General features: G+C 62.4%; 18 protein-coding genes and 1 pseudogene. 8 read left to right on the top strand and 11 right to left on the bottom strand.

All coding sequences use genetic code 11. The features are described 5' to 3' along the window. Window positions 1–10 precede the first annotated feature (10 nt). On the bottom strand, window positions 11–877 hold the full coding sequence (locus tag ACQ4WR_RS08275) for a hypothetical protein (protein WP_436486540.1): 867 nt from the start codon (window positions 875–877) through the stop codon (window positions 11–13). 97 nt (window positions 878–974) lie between these two features. On the opposite strand from ACQ4WR_RS08275, the gene ACQ4WR_RS08280 reads away from it, so the two are divergent. Next, complete coding sequence (locus ACQ4WR_RS08280; protein ID WP_436486542.1) at window positions 975–1,949, top strand: nucleoside hydrolase; 975 nt, start codon at window positions 975–977, stop codon at window positions 1,947–1,949. Window positions 1,950–1,952: 3 nt separating this feature from the next. On the opposite strand, the gene ACQ4WR_RS08285 is transcribed toward ACQ4WR_RS08280, so the two are convergent. From ACQ4WR_RS08285 to ACQ4WR_RS08320, 8 genes are all read right to left on the bottom strand, one after another. Beyond that, window positions 1,953–3,167 (bottom strand): esterase-like activity of phytase family protein, encoded by a 1,215-nt coding sequence (locus tag ACQ4WR_RS08285; RefSeq protein WP_436486544.1) that lies wholly within the window; start codon window positions 3,165–3,167, stop codon window positions 1,953–1,955. Between the two features lie 92 nt (window positions 3,168–3,259). After that, window positions 3,260–4,255: an extracellular catalytic domain type 1 short-chain-length polyhydroxyalkanoate depolymerase gene (locus ACQ4WR_RS08290; RefSeq protein WP_436486546.1), complete on the bottom strand. Its 996-nt coding sequence runs from the start codon at window positions 4,253–4,255 to the stop codon at window positions 3,260–3,262. A 125-nt stretch (window positions 4,256–4,380) separates the two neighbouring features. Next, window positions 4,381–6,594, bottom strand: coding sequence for a TonB-dependent receptor (locus ACQ4WR_RS08295; RefSeq protein ID WP_436486548.1), 2,214 nt, complete (start codon window positions 6,592–6,594; stop codon window positions 4,381–4,383). 147 nt (window positions 6,595–6,741) lie between these two features. After that, complete coding sequence (locus ACQ4WR_RS08300; protein ID WP_436486550.1) at window positions 6,742–7,536, bottom strand: alpha/beta fold hydrolase; 795 nt, start codon at window positions 7,534–7,536, stop codon at window positions 6,742–6,744. 107 nt (window positions 7,537–7,643) lie between these two features. Further along, on the bottom strand, window positions 7,644–8,291 hold the full coding sequence (locus tag ACQ4WR_RS08305) for a TetR/AcrR family transcriptional regulator (protein WP_436486552.1): 648 nt from the start codon (window positions 8,289–8,291) through the stop codon (window positions 7,644–7,646). Between the two features lie 86 nt (window positions 8,292–8,377). Further along, complete coding sequence (locus ACQ4WR_RS08310; protein ID WP_436486554.1) at window positions 8,378–9,343, bottom strand: bifunctional helix-turn-helix transcriptional regulator/GNAT family N-acetyltransferase; 966 nt, start codon at window positions 9,341–9,343, stop codon at window positions 8,378–8,380. A 74-nt stretch (window positions 9,344–9,417) separates the two neighbouring features. Continuing rightward, window positions 9,418–9,846 carry a hypothetical protein gene (locus ACQ4WR_RS08315; protein WP_436486556.1) on the bottom strand — a complete coding sequence of 143 codons (429 nt, stop codon included), beginning with the start codon at window positions 9,844–9,846 and terminating at the stop codon, window positions 9,418–9,420. Window positions 9,847–9,960: 114 nt separating this feature from the next. Beyond that, window positions 9,961–10,512, bottom strand: a complete 552-nt coding sequence (locus ACQ4WR_RS08320; protein WP_436486557.1) for a hypothetical protein — start codon at window positions 10,510–10,512, stop codon at window positions 9,961–9,963. Between the two features lie 187 nt (window positions 10,513–10,699). Between ACQ4WR_RS08320 and ACQ4WR_RS08325 the strand changes: the two genes are divergently transcribed. Together ACQ4WR_RS08325 and ACQ4WR_RS08330 are read left to right on the top strand one after the other, a co-directional pair. Further along, window positions 10,700–11,221: a DUF1993 domain-containing protein gene (locus ACQ4WR_RS08325; RefSeq protein WP_436486559.1), complete on the top strand. Its 522-nt coding sequence runs from the start codon at window positions 10,700–10,702 to the stop codon at window positions 11,219–11,221. Window positions 11,222–11,263: 42 nt separating this feature from the next. Further along, window positions 11,264–11,782 carry a hypothetical protein gene (locus ACQ4WR_RS08330; protein ID WP_436486561.1) on the top strand — a complete coding sequence of 173 codons (519 nt, stop codon included), beginning with the start codon at window positions 11,264–11,266 and terminating at the stop codon, window positions 11,780–11,782. A gap of 3 nt (window positions 11,783–11,785) precedes the next feature. Here ACQ4WR_RS08330 and ACQ4WR_RS08335 read toward each other — a convergent pair whose 3' ends face one another. Beyond that, entirely contained in the window at window positions 11,786–12,502 is a 717-nt protein-coding gene (locus ACQ4WR_RS08335; protein WP_436486563.1) for an SDR family NAD(P)-dependent oxidoreductase, read from the bottom strand. 170 nt (window positions 12,503–12,672) lie between these two features. Here ACQ4WR_RS08335 and ACQ4WR_RS08340 point away from each other — a divergent pair, with 170 nt between their 5' ends. Further along, the gene (locus ACQ4WR_RS08340) at window positions 12,673–13,977 is read left to right on the top strand and encodes an MFS transporter (RefSeq protein WP_436486565.1); all 1,305 of its coding nucleotides are present in this window, start codon (window positions 12,673–12,675) and stop codon (window positions 13,975–13,977) included. Window positions 13,978–14,034: 57 nt separating this feature from the next. Here the strand turns inward: ACQ4WR_RS08340 and ACQ4WR_RS08345 are convergent, their stop codons facing one another. After that, entirely contained in the window at window positions 14,035–14,448 is a 414-nt protein-coding gene (locus ACQ4WR_RS08345) for an SMI1/KNR4 family protein (protein WP_436486567.1), read from the bottom strand. Window positions 14,449–14,835: 387 nt separating this feature from the next. Here ACQ4WR_RS08345 and ACQ4WR_RS08350 point away from each other — a divergent pair, with 387 nt between their 5' ends. The 4 genes and pseudogenes from ACQ4WR_RS08350 (at window position 14,836) to ACQ4WR_RS08365 (ending at window position 20,139) form a co-directional block, all read left to right on the top strand. Then, the gene (locus tag ACQ4WR_RS08350; RefSeq protein WP_436486568.1) at window positions 14,836–16,416 is read left to right on the top strand and encodes an isocitrate lyase; all 1,581 of its coding nucleotides are present in this window, start codon (window positions 14,836–14,838) and stop codon (window positions 16,414–16,416) included. A gap of 465 nt (window positions 16,417–16,881) precedes the next feature. After that, a pseudogene (locus ACQ4WR_RS08355) lies at window positions 16,882–17,001 on the top strand (LysE family translocator); the annotation flags it as partial. A gap of 199 nt (window positions 17,002–17,200) precedes the next feature. Beyond that, window positions 17,201–19,249 (top strand): M13 family metallopeptidase, encoded by a 2,049-nt coding sequence (locus ACQ4WR_RS08360; RefSeq protein ID WP_102292549.1) that lies wholly within the window; start codon window positions 17,201–17,203, stop codon window positions 19,247–19,249. 389 nt (window positions 19,250–19,638) lie between these two features. Continuing rightward, window positions 19,639–20,139 (top strand): RNA polymerase sigma factor, encoded by a 501-nt coding sequence (locus ACQ4WR_RS08365; protein ID WP_258002762.1) that lies wholly within the window; start codon window positions 19,639–19,641, stop codon window positions 20,137–20,139. Window positions 20,140–20,143: the final 4 nt, after the last annotated feature.

Below are 20,143 nucleotides of genomic sequence, written 5' to 3' on the forward strand. Positions count from 1 at the left end.
TACTTGATATTTAGTAAGAACCCGCCAAGGTAGCCAATACTTCCATCAACGCTTGCCGCTTGGCCAGCAAGGCGGGGTCGAATGCGGTCCATTGCTGCAGGCGCGGGGCGTAGGCGGGGGTCATCATCCAGCCGAACACTTCCGCCTTGTCTTCCTCGGGGCCGTAGGCCGCGTACAGGCTGACGAGGCCAGGTTGCGGGTGGCCCAGGTTCTGGAAGCCTTTGCCGTAGGCCGTGGCGCCGCCCTGGCCGTAGACGGCGGCGGGCGGGTTCAGGGCCAGCCAGGCGGGGTCGCGGTAGTAGAAGTCGTTGAACAGCCGGTATTCGATGAAGTGGTAATACTCGTGGTGCACGCGCAGTTCCATGCCGGACGGACACATGGCGGCTAGCAGGTTGTCGGCATACACGACGCTGTCGATTTCCGGCGCCGGCATGGCCAGGCGGCGCTGGCCTTCCACGCTCAGGTTCTTGACCAGCACCACATGACGCAAGCCCGTCCGCGCGAAGACCCCGGCCGGATAGCGCTCCATGGCCGGCAAGACGATGCTGAGCAACAATTGCAAGCCGGCCCGGTCTTCGGACGAATCCGTAAATGTTTGCGCCTCGCTGCCGGACATGTCCAGGCTCCAGGCCGGTGCCAGCTGCAGGGCCGCCAGGCGGGCCGTGGCGACCGCCTGCAATTGCGCCACGCTGGCGTCCGCGGGGGCCACCGGCGCGTAGCGCACGCGCCAGTCGCACTCGCTGCGCATGCTGTCTTGCTGCGCAGCACGCTCGAACGCCTGCGTGCCAGCGGCCGATGGACTGTCCATGCCGACATGGGCGCAGCCTCCCAGCAACAAGGCGGACAGGACAAAGGGCAAACGGCGGCAAGACAACATGGCGGCTTTCATCAAGAGGGCAGTGGCAGCATTGTACTGATGCAATGCGTGCGCCTGCTAAAATCGCCGCGCCCTTCTTTTTCCCTACAGGCCTGCCATGTCACTCTGCCGTTCCCTGCTGCGCCGCGCCGCGCTCTCGTCCATCCTGCTGCTTGCCGCCCTGCCCGCCAGTTTCGCCGCCGCGCCTGCCCACAAGGTCATTGTCGACATGGATATCGGCGACGACATCGACGACGCCTTCGCCCTGGCCCTGCTGCTGCAAAGCCCCGACATCGAGATCGTCGGCATCACCACCGACTGGGGCGACACGGCCTTGCGCGGCCGCCTGCTCGAACGCCTGCTGCGCGAAACGGGCCACGCCCACATTCCCGTCGCGCAAGGCATTGCCACGCCCAACCCCACGCCGTTTACACAGGCCCGCTATGCGCAGCGGGGAGCCGCACCCACGCAGCCGCCGCAGGACGCCATCGATTTTCTGTTGCGCGAGATCAAGCGCCAGCCTGGCCAGATCACGATCCTCGCATTGGGACCGCTGACGAATATCGGCGCGGCCATCGCGCGCGACGCCGCTACTTTCAAGCAGGTAAAGCAAGTGGTCATGATGGGCGGCTCCGTGCGTGCCGGCTACCGCAAGTCGCAGTATGTGCCCGTGCGCCCGGCCGACAAGGAATACAACATCGCGTCCGAGGTCAGGGGTGCGCAGGCGCTGTTCGGCTCCGGCGTTCCCATCGTCATGATGCCGCTCGACTCGACGCAGATACGCCTCGACGAAGTCGAGCGCAACGCCATCTTCGGCCACGGTTCGCCGCTGACGGATGCCGTCACCCTGCTCTACCACCAGTGGATCGACACCTATCAGCCCTGGTCCAGCAACATGCCGTCGCTGTTCGACGTGGTGCCCGTCACGTGGCTGATCGACCCGGCCAGCTGCCCCACGACACCGCTGCGCATCGCCGTCACGGACGATGGTTATACGCGCGAAGTGGCGGGCCAGGCCAACGCCCAGGTGTGCCTGGCGTCGGACCAGCCGCGCTTCTTCAACCTCTTCATGCAGCGCCTGCTGGCACGCTGAACATCAACGCGGCAAAACTTCAAAGACGAGGAACTGCGTCACCTGGATCTTGTCGTGGAAATTGTCGTCCGACACCATCACCAGGCTGGCGTGGCCATTCGCCAGGGTTGGCCCCCAGCTGATGCCTTCGATATTGTCCAGGCGCGGCAAGTTCAATGCATTCATGTCCAGCACCAGGCGCTTGCTGGCCGCCGTATAACTGGCACCGGCCAGCGCCGGCATCGCCTTGACGTCCGTTGCGCCGCGCACATCCATTTCATACACGCGCACGAATTCGTGGAATACACCCTGCGCATCCTGCACGCCGGCCCGCTCGATCACCAGCAGGCGGTGCTCGTCGATGGCGAGGATTTCCGAGATGCCGTTTTCGGCAAAGCGCGTGGGGCCGGCGATGGACGCCACCTTGTCCAGCGGATACACATATTGCGCCAGCACCCGGCCATCGCGGCCAAAGCGCGTGATGCGGTTGTGCGCGCCGGAAATGAAATCGGCCACCGGCCCATCCTGCAGCAGCGGCGCCTCGATGGCCGCCCACAGCGACTGCCCATCGGCCGCGAAACTCAAGCCTTCAAAGCCCAGGTTGTCGCGCACGCCCGATGGCGTTGCCTGCGCCGCAGCACCCGGCGACGGCATGGCAAACATGGCCGGCAGCGGCAAGGTGGCGATCAGGCTGCCATCGGCGCGCGCATGGCGGATGAACGGTTGCGCACCCAGCTTGCGGTCGCCTTCGCTCGTGTACCAGACGCTGCCATCGCGCGGATCGAGGCGGATGCTTTCGATGTCGGGCACTTCGCCGCCCTTCGTCCGCCATGCCCTGATATCGGGATAGGTGCTGCCGTCCGCTTGCTGGTAGAAATGCACGCCCGTGAGTTCGACTGGCGAGACGTGCTGTGCGTCATAGCGCAGCTTTGCCGTATAGAAGCGCGCCGGGTTGATGGCCGAACGGTCGTCGCTGGTCATGATCCAGCGCGCATTTTTTGCATCGTAATCGATGCCGGACAAGCCGCCCACTGCCGTGCCCTGGTAATCGTGTTTCCAGTCGATGCGCTGCTCGCCGATCAGGCGCAGGCGCAGGCTGCTTTCCGCCACGGCGGAAGAAGTGGCGGGCAAGCCGCGCACGGGTGCCTGGGCGCAGGCGGCCAGCAGGCTGGCGATGGCCAGCGGGGCAATGATACGGCGCAAGGTGGCGGCCATGGTTTCCTCGTCAGTGATGCGCAATGCTGCGCCGGGACACCATGTCGCCGCGCGATGCGTCGACATTCTGCGGCGCAGGAAGGGGCCGGTCAAGCACCCTCCCTGCCCGCTGCGTTTTACCGCTGGTAATTCTTGAAGAAATTCCAGCTGATCACGGTGGCATCCGGACCCAGTTCATCGCTGAAAGGCCAGCCCGGCGGGCCGCCGCTCCACGCGTGGTTCATGCCCTCGACTGTGTATTTCTGCGCGATGACGGCGCCATTGTGCAGATACGTGTCGATGGAGTAACTGCGGCCATACGGCACCGTCTGGCGCACGATGCTGTCGGCACGGTAGCGCACGCTGTCATTGTCCAGGCCATCGTCGCCGTAGTCGCTGGTCTGCAGGAATTGCTCGATGGTTTGCTCGCCATTGACGGGGTTGACGACGATGTCGGAGGTGCCGTGGAAAACCATCGTCGGCATCAAGCGGCGTGGCGAACCGGAGCAGCGCCAGGCATCCTTGCCGCGCACTTTCGGATCGAACGAGCTGCCGTTGAACAGCGAATCGGCGGCCGTGACCAGGCCCGTGGCGCCCTTGTACATGCCGCCCGAATGCACCATCACGGCGGCGAACACATCCGAGTAACAGGCGGCCATGATGGACGCCATGGCGCCGCCGGCCGAGATGCCAGTCACATACACGCGGCTGTCCTGCACCGCGTATTTGTTCTTGACCTTGTTCAAGATGCCCATCAGCACGGCCGGCTCCCCCGTGCCCCGCTCCTGGTTCAAGGGCAGCATGAAATTCCAGCAGCGCATGGGGTTGGCCGTGGCGTTCTGGCGCGGATAGACGACGATGAAGTTCTCGCTGTCGGCCAAGGCGTTGTAGCGGCTGACGGCCGCCATGCTGTTCGGCTCGGAACCGCAGCCATGCAGCATCAGCACCACGGGCAGCGGCGTGTTGGGATTGTAATTGCTAGGCAGCCAGACCTGGTACTCGCGCGATCCCCACAGGCTCGTGTACAGGCCGAAGTCCCACTGTCCGGCGGACGCCGGCAGCGCGGCCAGCAAGCCGCAGGCGGCAATGCAGGCAGTAACTAAATGACGCAGTTGTTGATGCAGATGTGCCATGCCAGTCTCCATGATTGTTATTGACGACGAAAACAGCGACCACCAACCGGCCCGGACGTTAGCCAGGCCGGTACTCCCGACCGGCGAAGCGGCACCCAGGGGGCCCGCCGCGCCAGCGCAGAACCTTAAAACTTGTAGCTTGCCTTGGCGATGATCTGGCGCGGCGGGCCATAGAAACCGTCGAGGATGAAGAGCGCGGGGATGTTGTAGCCATCCGTGCGGTAGCGTTTATTGCCCAGGTTGCTGCCATGCAGGCTCAGGGTCCAGTTCTTCGGCGCTTCCCACACGACGCCAGCCGTCCACATGCTGTAGCCGCCCTGCGCCAGCGTTTCGCTCAAGTCCGTGGTCGGATAGACCTTGCTGCGGTAGCCATAGCCGACCATGCTGCGCAGCGCACCGCCGAAGACATCGCGGTCCGTGCGCGTCAGGTTCAGGCCCACTTGCCGGCGCGGCGTATTGCTGAACTTTTGCGTGTCCGCGATATTCTTGCCGCCGCTCATGAACTCGTCGTAGCTGGCATTGAGCAAGGCGAGGAAACCGTTGACCTCCCACTGGCGGTTGGGCCGCCATGAAAACTCGAACTCGGCCCCTTTGACGGTGGCCTTGCCCGCATTCGTGAAGTCGCCATAGAAGCCGGGCAAGCCGCCCGGCTGCACGTAGCTGGTGAAGACGGACAATTGAATGTCCTTGTAGCGGTTGTAGAACAGGGCCACGTTGGCGTCAAAGGTATCGTCCGGCGCCGCGTATTTCATGCCCACTTCCAGCGCGTCGAGTTTTTCATCCTTGTACGGCCGCGCCGAGTCCGGCACCACCAGGTTGTTGGCGCGCACGTTGTAGCCACCCGACTTGAAGCCGCGCGACAGGTTGCTGTAGAAATTCGTCGTCTTCGACGCTTCGTAGCGCACGGACAATTTCGGCGAGGTATTGCTGACGGAAAGCGACTTGTCGAAGTCGGCCGCCGTCTGGATCGGGCGCGTAAAACCAGGATCGGCAAAGGCGCGGTTGAGCACGATGGCGCGCTTTTCCTCGCGCGTGTGGCGCAAGCCCGCGTTGATGCTCCACACCTTGCCTATCGGCCAGGTCCAGTCCGTGTACAGGGCCGTGCTGTCCGTTTCCACCGTGCTGACGGCGGCCTGGAACTGGCGCCCCAGAAAATTGTTGTAGATGCCGCCGCCGGCCGTGCCTTCGAAACGGTACAGGCCGATCACGCCGGCGCCATAGTCGCCGCTGTACGACGCTTGCAATTCCAGGCTTTTCTGTTCGTCGCGCGAGTCGCCAAAGACGTCGGCGATGGGCTGCGGCAAGCCGTCGAAGTCGATGGTTTGCTCGGACGTGCTGCGCCGCTTGGCACCGATGACTTTCACCGACCAGTCGTTCGAGACGGTGTAGTTGGCCACCAGCGAGCCGCCCCGGTTATGCGTGAAGTTATTGCCCGGCATGCCGCTCTGGATATCATACGCATCCGTGCTCGGCGGACGCTTGAGCGGATCGAAGGCGCTCACGCCCATGCGCTGGAAACCGCGCACGCCCGATTTGTCGTCCGTGGCGTCCAGGCTCAGCACGACGGTAAGCGGGATGTCTTGCGGGAAGTAGCCGACGGACAGGCGCGCGGCCGTGCTGTCCTGGTCGCTGACCTGCTCGCCGTTATAAGTGTTGCGGCCGAAACCGTCACGGTCCAGCTTGGCGGCAGCCAGGCGCGCGCGCCAGGTGCCGTTTTCATTTGCCACATTGAAGGCGGCCTTGAAGTTGCGCTGGTTATAGTTGCCCAGACCCACTTCCGCCGAGCCGCCGTTTTCCTTTGCCAGCGGACGCGAAATGTACTTGATGGCGCCGCCGATGGTGTTCTTGCCATACAAGGTGCCCTGCGGGCCGCGCAGCACTTCGATGCGCTGCACGTCGAACACGTCGAGCAGCGCGCCTTGCGGCCTGGCCATGTAGACGTCGTCGAAATAAATGCCCACGCCCGGGTCCACGCCCCAGACGGGGTCGGCCTGCCCCACGCCGCGGATAAAGGCGGTCAGGGTGGTGTTCGTTCCGCGCGAGGCGTACACGGTGAGGTTCGGCACGCGTTCCTGCAAGTCGGCCAGGTTCTGGATATTCGCCCGTTCCAGCGCCTTGGCGGAAAATGCCGTGACGGCCAGCGGCACGTCCTGCAGGCGTTCTTCGCGGCGGCGGGCGGAGACCGTCACGGTTTCCATGCGTTCTTTCGCGTCGCTGGCCTCACTAGCGCTCAGGCCGGCAGCGGGGGCGGGGGCGACCACCTCTTGCGCCAGCGCATGGGTGGAAAAGGCACCGGCGACGGCGAGTGCGGCGGGCAATAATGTCAAAGCAAGTTTCATAGCGTCTCCAATGTCAGGCTTGCCCACCGCCAGGAAAGATGGCCGGATGCGAGGATCACAAGACGTGGAGGTACCCGCGCGCGTGGAGCGAGCACCTGCCCTGCGATGACGAAGTCCGGTCCTCGGCCCGTGCGGCGAGTGGCCTGTTTATTTTGAATTGATGGTAAGGAAGGACTGCAACAAGGTGTTCACACGCTGCGCCTGGTCCAGGGGCGTGGCGTGGCGCGAATTCGCAATGACCGCGAATTCGCAATGCTGAAACTGTGCGGCAAAGCCCCGCTTGCTCTCGACGGGCGTGTAATCCTGGTCGGCCGCCATGATGAGGACGGGCATGACCAGGGCCTGAAAATGCGGATCGATATCCCAGTGAAAGATGGCATCGAGCGCAGCCAGATAGGCACGCTTGTCCATGCCCGCCATCTGCGTGGCGAAGCGCTCGACCAGTGCCTGCTGGGACGCATCGGGAAACAGTTTCCTGCCGATGATCTTGCCCATGGCTTTCAGGCCGAAGGTGGCGATCACCGTGCGACGCAGCCAGTAGGCAAACAACAGCGCGGCAGGCTTGCTGCCCTGGAACGGTTGCGAATTGATCAGGCACAAGCTCACCACGCGGCCCGGCGCGCGGTTGGCCATTTCCAGGCCCACCATGCCGCCCAGGGAAAAGCCGACAATATGCGCGCGCGCTATGTCGAGCTGGTCCATCAAGTTGAAGAGGTCGTTGGCGAAGTCGCCGATCTGCCAGTCGCCGGGGGGAGCGGGACTGCGGCCGTGGCCGCGCATGTCGGGCACGAGCAGGCGGTGCGCACTGCCCAGTGCGACGATTTGCGGGCGCCAGTCTTCGGCGCAGGAACCGAGGCCGTGCAGCAGAAATACCGGCTCGCCGTGCCCCGTGCCGAGGTCGAGGTAATGCAATGGAACATCGGATGTCGTGTGACGCCGCATTCTGTCTCCTTGCTGTTGAACATGCTTTGTGTTCAGGTGCAGGAATATGTTTTCCTGCTGTTGGAAAACATAATACGGAATCCGAATTCCGATTTCAAGTTAAATCGCTAAATATCTGAGGTTAGGTAATTTAAAGCAACACGCACCAGTTCATCCTCGAGCGCCGCGCCCGACAAAAAGGATAGCGAACCCGTCAGGGTGTGCTGGTTCAGGATGCCCAGCAGCACGGGCGGCACCACCATCATCGCCTGCGTGGGGTTCGGGTGGCGGATGCTGGACGACTTGCTGGCCAGCACGGCCACCGTGCGCTGCGAGATCAGGTGGTTGATCTGGTGCACCCGGTCGCGGAATTGCGCATCCTGCGAAGCGCGCGTGATGAGCGCGCGCAACACGCCGCTGCGCCCGCCATTCACGGCCACGAACATGGCCACCATGGCGCGAATGAATTCTTCCAGGCTGCGCCCTTCCCACTGGCGCAGTTCCGTCAGTGCCTCGACTTTTTCCACCATGTCGGAGAAAAAGCGCTGCAGCAGCAAGCGGCTCAGGGTGTCCTTGTCGCCCAGCAGGCGGTAAAACGTGCCCACCGAGGTTTCCGCCAGTTTGGCCAGGTCGGCCACGCCGATTTCATCGAAACGGTTTTCCGCCAGTAACTGCTCGCCCACCTGCAGCAGGCGCTCGAATGCCTGCTTGCTGCGCGCCTGGGTAGGCTCCGGGGGAACGATCATTTGCGGGAAGGGCATCGGGAAGGAAGGCATGCGGCGTCGGCGTCTCTCAATAGTGGAACCAGGGTTCCGTTATGGGTGCGCGTATTGTAACGCGAGAGACGGCCGATGGGGTGCGTTCAGCCGCGCGACCTGCCCTGCCATTCCATGTAGACGTCGGCGCGCTGGTAATGCGCCTCGCCCGCAGGCCGCGCCACATGGACAAAACCGCTGCTTTCATACAGGGCGATGGCCGGCTGCAGCTTGCTGTTCGACTCCAGGAACAGCAATGTTGCACCGCTGGCCTCGAAGGCGTCGAAGGCGCGCTCGATCAGGCGCCGTGCAATACCCAGGCCCTGGCATGCGGGCGTGACAGCCATCTTCGACAATTCAAACGCATCGCCGCCCGCGCGGATCAAGGCGCAGGTGCCGACGATGCGGCCGTCGAGGCGGGCGAGGAAAATCTGCCCGCCAGCGTCGAGAATCGAGCTTTGCGGATCGGACAGCACCTTGTCATCAAGCGCTTCGACATAAAAATAGCGTTCCAGCCATTCAATGTTCAGGCGCTTGAAATCCGCCGCATACCTGGCCTCGTAATCGATGATGTCGACGGCCGCCCGTTCGCGCTGGCGCCGGCAGGCGGCGATCGTCTCGCCAAAACCCTGCGTGTGCAGCCGCGCCTCGGCCCGCTCCAGCAGGGCCATGAATTGCGGCGTGCCCTGTTCGAACACGGCATCGACGGCGGCGCGCACATCGTCCCACAGCGGTGTCATGTCGCGCAGCAAGGCCAGCCCGGCGTCGGACAGCGCCAGCAGACGCCGCCGCTCATCCTTGGCGTCCGGCATTTCCACCACCACGCCGGCATCGAGCAGCTTGCGCCCCAGCTGCACCACCACCGGGTGCGTCTGCCCGATCTGCGCGGCCAGCGCCGTGATCGCCGTGGGGCCATTGTCGCGCAGCAGCAGCAACAAGGGGAAACAGCGCGACGTCAACTCGACGCCGGCCGCCAGGTAGCTGGCATCGACACCCGCGTACAGTTGATCGGAAAGACGACGCAGGCGGCTGGCCAGCATCAGGGAGCCATAGGTTTGCAGGGTGGAAGACATGTCAGCCAAGATATATGTAAGTAGTTACGTATACCGTAACGTAAACCGGCTTGCCACGTCAAGCGCAGGCTTGCCTAGTCTTCATCGTCCGCCAGCGCCGCTTGCAGCCTGGCTTGAAACACGGCATCGGCCACCTCACCCAGCCCTGGCCACACCTGCGTCAGCCAGCGCTTGCCCTCGACACTGGGCTCCACATACGCATCGCCCCGCGTGGCGCAAGCCAGGCCGATGGCGACGACTCGCCCTGCATCGTCCAGGCCGCCCGCGATCATCGCATCGATGGGGAATACGATCAGCTCGCGTGTCAGGTGCGGCCGCAGCAGGCAGGCGGGCGCGATGATGGCGAACGACGCTTCCACGTAGCTCCAGCAATTGGTGGGCCAATGGGCGCTTTTCACAGCCGCCAGGAAGGCCGCATCGCTGATGGCGTCCGGCTGCGCTTGCGCCCTTTCATAAAAGGCGGCAAGGGCGACGAGCTGCGGCGGGGAAGTCCAGGTTGACATCGATATTGATCCAGGGAAGGCGGCGAAGGCGGACTGTAGCATGTCCGATGGGCACGCTGAAACACGACCCGGCAGCTCCTCCGGCAAGCACCCGGCAACGGGACCGAACGGAACTTAACCGGCGCCGCTGCGCTTGAACACCACCGTGGCGCGCGGCTGGGCGTCGCGCTCCAGGTGGTACGTGAGGGTCGTGCCGTCGGCGCTGACGCTGATGGTCCACACATTCGTGGCCGCGCCCTTGACCAGTTTTGCCGTGTAGTCGTCGGCCAGGAACGATTGCGACAAGGCCGAGCCTGTTGTACTGGCCATGCCGCCGTACATGGTCACGGCGTCGGGCGTGCCGTCCGCGTGGCGATGGTCGTGCTGCAAGGCCAGGCCAGTCGGCGTGCGGCTGATGATCCAGGTGCGCGACTTGTCCTCGCCCACCTGGAACGGCACCTTGATTTGCCGCTCGCTGCAGGCGGCAAAGTCCGCATGCAGGCGTTTGCCCGCGAAATCATGCTGGGGATCCTTGGGGTAGACCAGCACGCCGTCAAATTGCTGGCCGCACAGGCTTTTCAGGGTCGCGAAGAATTGATCGCGTGCATCTTGTGCTTGCGCTTGCGCAGCGGCCGGCAGCAAGCCCAGCAAAGAAGCGAAGACGGCGCTGGTAACGAGTGATTTCATGGCATTCCTATCGAGAGAAAATATGCAAACCCGGGCAGCCAGCGAGGACGGCCATCCGAGGCTGCCATGGTAGCGGGAACGGCAGTCCTTTAGCAAATCATTACAAATTTCAATATGCTAATATCTGGCCCGCCCAGGCCCCACCTGGCGCCAGCCCCCTGCATCTCCGCTCAATCGAGGACTATCCATGTCGGTCTACGCCATCACCATCCCCTGCTTCGCACAAATGCTGCGCTCCCTGAACACGCTGTTAAACAAGGGCGAAGAGCATGCTCAGGCACTGGGCTTCGATGCGCAAAACCTGCTCGACGCGCGGCTGGCGCCGGACATGCACACCCTGGCCAGGCAGGTGGAATTCATCTGCACGCAGGCGCAGGAAGCCGTCTGCCGGCTGAGCGGGCAAGCGCTGCCCAGGCTCGCCACGCCCACGGACATGGCTGCCGCCAGGGCGCTGATCGCGCAGACGCTGGCAGTGCTGGCCGCCGCCGACCGCGCCGTGATCGACGCCAGCGCGCAGCAGCCCGTGCCGGTCACGCTGGCCGATGGCCTGACCTTCGACATGACGGGCCACGAGTACGCCGTGAACTGGGCCACGCCGCAGTTCTATTTTCACCTGGTGACGGCGTACAACATCCTGCGCCACAACGGCGTGCCGCTCGGCAAGGCAGAATACGTACAGCACATGTTTGCCTACGCGCGCCAGGCCTGACGGCGCGGGTGGACGCCCCTCTCAATCACACTGGAAAGCACCATGCTGTTATCACTCGACGACCCCATCTGGCCCACCCTGGAAGGCGGCTACCGCATCGCGCATGACGCCAGCGCAGCGCTCAAGGCCATGCAGGCGGGAGAAGACGTGTGGCATGAACTGTGGGAAGACTTGCACCACCAGGGCGACGTGGGTGTCGCCTCGTATGCGGCCGTGCCCCAGCTCGTCCACATCCTTGGCAGCGCGCCCGCACGCGAGGAAGATTTCTACGCGCTCATCGCCTTGATCGAGCTGGAGCGCCACCGTAAACATAATCCGCCGCTGCCGGACTGGCTGGCCGACAGCTATCGCGATGCATGGGCGCAATTGCCTGCCATCGCGGCGCGCGACCTGCAAGGCCAGCCTGACCCTGTCATGCTCGATGCCATCTTTGCCGTGCTGGCCATGGGCAGGGGCAATTTGCGGCTGGGCGCGATGCTGCTGCAGATGGACTCCTCGGAAGTGGACGACTGGCTGGAAGAGCGCCTGGGCCGGAGCGAACTTTATCGGGATGGCGTGTAGCGCTTAAAAGCGTTCGTCGCGGATCGCCGGCATCACCAGCTCGCGCACGAAGCACACGTTCGACAAGCTCAGCAGCATGCGCACGACGGCAACGACATCGTGCACGGGAATCAGCTCGCCTTCGCCCCGTTCGGCCGCCTGCGCCAGCGGCACCGACAAGCCATCATAGGTATTCAGATAGCCCAGCTGCAGCGCCGTCACGGCCAGGTCCTGCGCGCGGAAACTTTCACGCAAGGCATCGGCAATGCCATTCAGGGCGAATTTCGACGCGCTGAAGGTCACTTCCGGGCGCCCGCTCTGGCGCAGGCCCGAAGTGGACCCCGTGAGTATCAGCTGCGGCTTGCGACTGTTGAGCAGCCTGGGCACCAGGCGCTTGAGCAGCAAGATCGTCGCCGTGATGTTGATATTGACCATGTCGACGATGGCCTCGTCGCTATCGTCCAGAAAAGCGTAGTCGTCGCTGAAGGCTTTCTCTTCCCACACACCGAGGTTATAGATGACGGCATCGAGGTCATCGGGCGCTGCGCGGGCGATGCGGGCGACGGCCTCTGCAGGGTCGGCCATGTCCGCCGCGATCCACTGCAGCTGCGTGCCGTCGGCAATGTCCAGGTCGGCAGGCCGCTGGCGCGAAACGCCGATCACGGCATGCCCGTCATGCAACAGGCCATCGGTCAGCGCCCGGCCCAGGCCACGGCTGGCACCCACGATCATGATCTTCATGCGGTATTCCCTTCTGTATTGTGCTGAAACGGAAGGGCGATGATAGTTGCGTTTTATTAAATGTAGCTGAGGAAACCACCGCACGGATGCCCCGCCGCGGCGTTTACGGATTCGGCGGAAATGCGTATGCTAGGTCTGGCAATCTCCGATAACATACAAGAACGAGACACATGCCTAATTCCAATACCGCCGCAACGAACGCCGCAAGCCGTCCCCTCACCCAACAAGACTACAAGACCCTGTCGCTGGCCGCCCTCGGTGGCGCGCTGGAGTTCTACGACTTCATCATCTTCGTCTTCTTCGCCAACGCCATAGGCCAGTTGTTCTTCCCGCCGGAAATGCCGGAATGGCTGCGTTTGCTGCAAACCTTCGGCATCTTCGCCGCCGGCTACGTGGTGCGCCCGCTGGGCGGCATCGTCATGGCCCACTTCGGCGACTTGCTGGGCCGCAAGCGCATGTTTACTCTTTCCATCCTGATGATGGCCGTGCCCACCCTGCTGATCGGCCTGCTGCCCACGTATGCCACCATCGGCCTGGCCGCTCCCCTGCTGCTGCTGTTGATGCGCATCTTCCAGGGCGCGGCCGTGGGCGGCGAGGTGCCGGGCGCCTGGGTGTTTGTCTCCGAACACGTGCCCAGCCGTTTCACGGGCTTTGCCTGCGGCGTGCTGACGGCGGGCCTGACGGTGGGAATTCTGCTCGGTTCGCTGGTGGCGACGGGCCTGAACACGGTCTACACGCCGGCGGAAATCGCCGACGGCGCCTGGCGCTACCCGTTCCTGCTGGGCGGCATCTTCGGCTTTGGCGCCATGTATCTGCGCCGCTGGCTGCATGAAACCCCGGTGTTTGCGGAAATGCAGCAGCGCAAGGCCCTGGCGACGGAAATGCCGCTGAAATCCGTGCTGCGCAGCCACCGCGGCGCCGTTGTTGTCTCGATGCTGCTGACGTGGATGCTGTCGGCCGGCATCGTCGTCGTGATTTTGATGACCCCTGCCCTGCTGCAAAAAATCCACCACATCGCGCCCCGCACCACCCTGGTGGCCAATACCGTGGCAACACTGTGCCTGGCCTTCGGCTGCATCATCGCCGGCATGCTGGCCGACCGCCTGGGCGGCAAGCGCGTGATTTTCACCGGTTCCGTGCTGCTGGCCATTTCCACCTACATCTTCTACACCACCGTCGGCAGCCGCCCCGACCTGCTGCTGCCCCTGTACGCCATGACGGGCCTGTTCGTCGGTGTCGTCGGCGCCGTGCCCTACGTGCTGGTGCAAGCGTTCCCGGCGCAGGTGCGCTTTTCCGGGCTGTCGTTTTCCTACAACTTGTCGTACGCGATTTTCGGCGGCCTGACGCCCGTGGTCGTGACCCTGATGCTGAAGAACAACGTGCTGGGCCCTGCCTATTACGTAATCGGCGTGTGCATGGTCGGCATGCTGACGGCGCTGTTTATCAAGGATCAACGGCAGACAGTAGGACGCTAAATACACGCAGCGCGCGGGGCTTGCCTCGTGCGCTGCAACAATTACCCCGGCAAGCTATCAGGAAAATAGCAACAGGAAGTCGTCAAAGGAGTTTGAAATCTTTCGCCAGTAATCATCGTCCCACAAGATGACGGATGGTGCCCCCCGGGCACCCCTGAAATCGAGACAGAATGGACTCCCGTCACCGGCCATGCCGAAACAAATGATTCCTGTAAAATCAACGATGTCCGGCATGGCTCCCGGGCCGGCACTGCCACTTCCAGGCTCTCCATAGCAGCCATCGCAGACGAAATACGCCCCAAGCTGCGCTGTCCGGGCAGTCAATTCGACGACATCCGTATAGATGTGCGCCAATTCCGTCTGCAGAACGCGACCGAAAGAATCGAGCTCCTCCTTCAACCTCAAATTGCAGAATCCTGCCGCGTACCGATATCTTGCCGCAAAAGCAATATACTCGACGGGTAAATCCATACCGTTAATCTGCATCGCTGACGTTACCTTTCACAAGCGGATCATGATATTAAAACAAATGTACCGCTACGCCACCTTCGGGTGGCTTTTTTTTCGCCCCGATTTGTCGCGCTGCACCAAATTCTGAAAAGGCGTTTCACATCGCGGAATTCAGCGCTTGAACCGCCTGCCTCAGCGTTCTCACTTTTTGAAAATTCATTTCATATCATGAAAAATAATAATTAACATGTTTAAAAACAAAGACTTAATTTAAGTTATATGTCTTATATAAGACTTGAACAGATACCTGAATCGGCCTACTATTTAGTCATGCAGTTTGCTTCGACAAGACGTTGTGGCGCACTCGGCGATTTTCTCAAACATTGCTTTTCTTTTTAGGAGATTCACATGTCCCAATATCAAGACGACATCAAGGCTGTTGCTGGTTTGAAAGAGCAACAAGGCAGCGCCTGGAACGCCATCAATCCCGAGTCCGCCGCCCGCATGCGCGCTCAGAACAAATTCAAGACCGGCCTCGACATCGCCCGCTACACGGCGAAGATCATGCGCAACGACATGGCCGCCTACGATGCCGACCCATCCAAATACACCCAGTCGCTGGGCTGCTGGCATGGTTTCATCGGTCAACAGAAGATGATCTCGATCAAGAAGCACTTCAACAGCACCGACCGCCGCTACCTCTACCTGTCGGGCTGGATGGTGGCCGCCCTGCGATCCGAGTTCGGTCCGCTGCCAGACCAGTCCATGCATGAAAAAACCGCCGTCACCAGCTTGATCCGCGAGCTGTACACCTTCCTGCGCCAGGCCGATGCCCGCGAACTGGGCGGCCTGTTCCGCCAGCTGGACGCTGCCCAAGGTGCTGACAAGCAAGCCATCCAGGCCAAGATCGACGGCCACGTGACCCACGTCGTGCCCATCATCGCCGACATCGACGCCGGTTTCGGCAATGCCGAAGCAACCTATCTGCTGGCCAAACAGTTCATCGAAGCGGGCGCCTGCTGCATCCAGATCGAGAACCAGGTGTCCGACGAAAAACAGTGCGGCCACCAGGACGGCAAAGTCACGGTGCCACATGAAGACTTCCTGGCCAAGATCCGCGCCATCCGCTACGCCTTCCTGGAACTGGGCGTGGACGACGGCATCATCGTCGCCCGTACCGACTCGCTGGGCGCCGGCCTGACCAAGCAGATCGCCGTCACCAATGAACCAGGCGACCTGGGCGACCAGTACAATTCCTTCCTCGACTGCGAAGAAGTGTCGGCCGACGCGTTGGGCAATGGCGACGTCATCATCAAGCGCGAAGGCAAGCTGCTGCGTCCTAAACGCCTGCCAAGCAACCTGTTCCAGTTCCGCGCCGGTTCCGGCGAAGATCGTTGCGTGCTCGACTGCATCACCTCCTTGCAAAACGGCGCCGACCTGCTGTGGATCGAAACGGAAAAACCGCATATCGCGCAAATCGGCGGCATGGTCAGCGAAATCCGCAAGGTCATCCCGAACGCCAAGCTGGTGTACAACAACAGCCCGTCGTTCAACTGGACCCTGAACTTCCGCCAGCAGGTCTACGATGCGATGAAAGCGGCAGGCAAAGACGTGTCCGCTTACGAACGCGCCCAGCTGATGAGCGTGGAATACGACCAGACGGAACTGGCGCTGGCCGCCGACGAGAAGATCCGCACCTTCCAGGCCGACTCGGCCCGCGAAGCCGGCATCTTCCACCACCTGATCACCCTGCCGACCTACCACACGGCAGCCTTGTCGACGGACAACCTGGCCAAGGAATACTTCGGCGACCAGGGCATGCTGGGCTACGTGGCCGGCGTGCAGCGCAAGGAAATCCGCCAGGGCATCGCCTGCGTGAAACATCAAAACATGTCCGGCTCGGACATCGGCGACGACCACAAGGATTACTTCAGCGGCGAAGCGGCGCTGAAAGCGGCCGGTAAAGACAACACCATGAACCAGTTCTGATTTTCAGCCCTGTCTCAGAATGAAAAGCCCGCTTCGGCGGGCTTTTTTCGTTAACCGAACGGCAATCCAGCTTGCTTAGGGACGTTCATGCTTCATAAGCATTCGCGAATCGATAGCGCCGATGCTAAGGGCAATCGATATCGATATTGTTCTATCCGGTCGTGCTGGCATTCCTGTCATTAACTTCGTAAAAATGAATGAATACTGTCGTGCATCCAGCTCGACCGTGTTACTTCACCGCTGCATTGCCGCCCCTTGCCGCCGGCGTTTTCACAGCGTGGCATCGATGCCGGGAAGACTGTGCTTCGCCGCTCGATTGTTTCGGCGGTTTTGGCTGATTAGGGTAGCTTCGCGGCTTGCCGTGGCGGAAGTTGGCCGCTTCAGTATGAAAATCACAAAGGAGCTCGTGGAATCACGGGCTTTTTTGCTTTGGGGTGCCAGGGTCAAACTGACCCCGGCCCTCTCGCCGACGGCCCGCGCAAGCTGTTTCTGATGGGCTTGACCACAAGCCTTGCCAATCCCGGGAGCGCCGTCATGTACTTGTTACTGCTGCCGCAATTCATCACGCCCGGCCATGGCAGCGTGCCATCGGGCATGGCCGCGAAGATGGCGTGGGAAGGCAAAAGGCAGCATTCCCTGCCGTGCTACCGGATGGCGGGCACGCCCATGGCATGTTGCATTGCAGCACCGTCACGTGCAATTCCTGCGAGTATAATCTTTCGCCACATGCCTGGACACAGCATGCTTTCCACCATGAAGTCAGATTAAAATTAAAGGAATCTTCGTGCACCGTTCCCTGATCAGCGCCGCCTGCTGCGCCTTGTTCGCCCTCTCCTCCCCTTCGCTGTACGCCCAGCAAGCCGCCAGTCCTGCCGCGCCCGTCTCCGGCATCGACTTGAAAACCCTGGACCCGGCCGTCAGCCCGAAGGATGATTTCTACGGCTACGTCAACGGCGTCTGGACGCGCAACACGGAAATCCCGGCCGACAAATCCGTCTGGGGCACTTACATCGAATTGCGCGAAATCGCCCAGGGCCAGCTGCGCGGCCTGATCGACGCGACCCTGAAAAATCCCGGCAAGCCCGGCAGCGATGCGCACAAGATCGCCGACCTGTACACCAGCTTCATGGACGAGAAGGCGCGCAACGCGGCCGGCTTCAAGCCCGTCAAAGCGGACCTGGCCCGCATCGCCGCGCTGAAGGACAAGAAGGACTTGCCGGCCCTGTTCGCCTACCTGCAAGGCAATGGCATCGCCACGCCGTTTTCCGCTTATATCGCGCCCGATGCGCAAGACCCCGAGCAATACACGATCAACATCAGCCAGTCCGGCCTGGGCTTGCCTGACCGCGACTATTACCTGAAGCAGGACGACGCCAAGCTGCAAGCCGTGCGCGCCAAGTACCTGAAACATATCGAGACCATGCTGGCCATGAGCGGCGACAAGCAGGCCGCCGACCACGCGGCGCAGATCCTCGACATCGAGACGCGCCTGGCAGGCGTGCAATGGACGCGCGTGCAGATGCGCGACCCCGTCAAATCGTACAACCGCGTCGCTTTCGACCAGTTCGCCGCCATGGCGCCGGCGTTTGACTGGAAAGCCTATTTCGCCGCCGCCGGCATGGCGAAAAAGGAAAGCTCGGCCGTGGTACGCCAGCCCAGCTTCCTCACCGGCTTCTCCGACACCGTGGCCGCCGTGCCGCTGGAATCGTGGAAGAGCTACCTGAACTGGCGCGTCATCGAAAGCTATGCCTCCTACCTGGACAGCGCCACCGTCAAGGAACGCTTCGCCTTCGAAGGCACGGTGCTGCGCGGCGTGCCGCAAAGCGAACCGCAGTGGCAGCTGGCCCTGCGCTTTACAGACAGCGCGCTGGCCGATGCCGTCGGCAAGCGCTACGTGGAAATGTATTTGCCGCCAGAAACCAGGCCGCGCGTGATGGCCATGTTCGACAACTTCGTCGCCTCGTTCAAGGATGGCATCGAGCAGCTGGACTGGATGGGCCCGGAAACCAAGAAGGAAGCCCAGCTCAAGCTGGCCGCCCTGAAGCCGAAGATCGCCTACCCGGACAAATGGCGCGACTACAGCAGCATGAAAACCCAGCCGCATGACCTGGTCGCCAACGTGCGCGCGTCGCGCGAATGGAGCCGCCAGCAAAACTTGGCCAAGCTGGGCAAACCGGTCGACCGCGACGAATGGTCGATGACGCCGCAAACCGTCAACGCCAGCTACAGCCCGGCGCTTAACGCGATCACCATTCCGGCCGCCATCCTGCAGCCGCCGTTCTTCAACGTGAAGGCGGAAGACGCCGTCAACTACGGCTTGCTGGGCATCACCTTCGGCCATGAAATCAGCCACGCCTTCGACGATTCGGGCAGCCAGTACGACGCCAAGGGCCGTTTGCGCAACTGGTGGACGGCGCAAGACCGTGCCGCCTTCAAGGCCCTGGCCGCCGGATTGGTCAAGCAATACGGCGCCTACAGCCCCGTGCCCGGCTACCACATCAATGGCGAACTGACCCTGGGTGAAAACATCGGCGACAACTCCGGCCTGTCGATCACCTACAAGGCGTATCAGCGTTCGCTGCACGGCAAGCCATCGCCCGTGCTCGACGGCCTGACGGGCGAACAGCGCCTGTACATCGGCTTCGCGCAGAAATGGCGCGCCAAGCTGCGCCCGGAAGCGGCCATTGCGCAAATCAAGAGCGATCCGCATTCGCCCGGCGAGTTCCGCGCGAAAGGTACCGTGAAGAACCAGCCTGGCTTCTATGAGGCGTTTGACATCAAGCCGGGCGATCCGATGTATCTGGCGCCGGAGCAGCGCGTGATCATGTGGTAAGGGTGCGCGGGTTGATGCGCCGGGCGCGGTCATAGCGTCCGCCATCCGGACCTGATCCGCAGCCCAAGCTGCACAGCCACCGCAAGGTACCATGCCGTTCAGTCCAGACTGAACGGCATTTTTTATGCGCCATGCATTTACGCGCAGGCTTTCCGGCGCCTCGCCTGCCGGGCCGGCATGGCAAGGCAAGGCAAGGCAAGGCAAGGCAAGGCAAGGCAAGGCGATGAGCATCATCAAGTTCATTACCAAAAGTAATCAAGTCCAGTATAATCAAATAGGAATGATTCTTATTTATAGTAGCATCCTGCCCAGCGCCCCTCTCTGCGCACACGCCATCCAGCCAGTCGTGCGCGCCGCGAGGGACAGCATCGCCGGGCATGGCAGCCGCCATGGGAGCAGCACGCGTGACCCTGCATTACTACAACGAATTGCTTGGCTACTTCACCCGCTCCGTGGCGGACCGCCACACGGCGACCGACATCGTCCAGGAGTGCTATGCGCGGCTGATCGCCATGGAAGCCCGCACGGCACCGCATAATCCACGCGCGCTGCTGTATCACATCGGCAAGAACATCGTCACCGACGGCGCCCGGCGCAAGCTGGCCGAGTCGCGCATGCTGGAAACCCTGACCCTGATCGCCGCCGATGCCGCCCCTTCGCTGGAACGCGAAGCGTGCGCGCGCCAGCAGCTCGGGCGCCTGTTGTCGCGCCTGGAAGCGATGCCGCGCAAGCGCCGCGAGGCCTTCATCCTGGTGCGCCTGTATGGCTTGACGCATGCGGAAGCGGCCCGGCAGATGGCATGCACGGAAGCTGCCATCGAAAAACACATCGTGCGCGGCGTCATCGACTGCATCGATTTGCGCCGCCTGTTCGCTGACGCACAGCATTGATTCT

The sequence above is a fragment of the Janthinobacterium amylolyticum genome, from assembly GCF_051380655.1.
Classification (GTDB): Bacteria; Pseudomonadota; Gammaproteobacteria; order Burkholderiales; family Burkholderiaceae_D; genus Janthinobacterium.

Coding starts and splice junctions, on each gene's coding strand:
- ACQ4WR_RS08275 (WP_436486540.1), bottom strand. CDS start 877: ATGTTGTCTTGCCGCCGTTTGCCCTTTGTCCTGTCCGCCTTGTTGCTG.
- ACQ4WR_RS08280 (WP_436486542.1), top strand. CDS start 975: ATGTCACTCTGCCGTTCCCTGCTGCGCCGCGCCGCGCTCTCGTCCATC.
- ACQ4WR_RS08290 (WP_436486546.1), bottom strand. CDS start 4,255: ATGGCACATCTGCATCAACAACTGCGTCATTTAGTTACTGCCTGCATT.
- ACQ4WR_RS08295 (WP_436486548.1), bottom strand. CDS start 6,594: ATGAAACTTGCTTTGACATTATTGCCCGCCGCACTCGCCGTCGCCGGT.
- ACQ4WR_RS08300 (WP_436486550.1), bottom strand. CDS start 7,536: ATGCGGCGTCACACGACATCCGATGTTCCATTGCATTACCTCGACCTC.
- ACQ4WR_RS08305 (WP_436486552.1), bottom strand. CDS start 8,291: ATGCCTTCCTTCCCGATGCCCTTCCCGCAAATGATCGTTCCCCCGGAG.
- ACQ4WR_RS08310 (WP_436486554.1), bottom strand. CDS start 9,343: ATGTCTTCCACCCTGCAAACCTATGGCTCCCTGATGCTGGCCAGCCGC.
- ACQ4WR_RS08315 (WP_436486556.1), bottom strand. CDS start 9,846: ATGTCAACCTGGACTTCCCCGCCGCAGCTCGTCGCCCTTGCCGCCTTT.
- ACQ4WR_RS08320 (WP_436486557.1), bottom strand. CDS start 10,512: ATGAAATCACTCGTTACCAGCGCCGTCTTCGCTTCTTTGCTGGGCTTG.
- ACQ4WR_RS08325 (WP_436486559.1), top strand. CDS start 10,700: ATGTCGGTCTACGCCATCACCATCCCCTGCTTCGCACAAATGCTGCGC.
- ACQ4WR_RS08330 (WP_436486561.1), top strand. CDS start 11,264: ATGCTGTTATCACTCGACGACCCCATCTGGCCCACCCTGGAAGGCGGC.
- ACQ4WR_RS08335 (WP_436486563.1), bottom strand. CDS start 12,502: ATGAAGATCATGATCGTGGGTGCCAGCCGTGGCCTGGGCCGGGCGCTG.
- ACQ4WR_RS08340 (WP_436486565.1), top strand. CDS start 12,673: ATGCCTAATTCCAATACCGCCGCAACGAACGCCGCAAGCCGTCCCCTC.
- ACQ4WR_RS08345 (WP_436486567.1), bottom strand. CDS start 14,448: ATGGATTTACCCGTCGAGTATATTGCTTTTGCGGCAAGATATCGGTAC.
- ACQ4WR_RS08350 (WP_436486568.1), top strand. CDS start 14,836: ATGTCCCAATATCAAGACGACATCAAGGCTGTTGCTGGTTTGAAAGAG.
- ACQ4WR_RS08365 (WP_258002762.1), top strand. CDS start 19,639: ATGGGAGCAGCACGCGTGACCCTGCATTACTACAACGAATTGCTTGGC.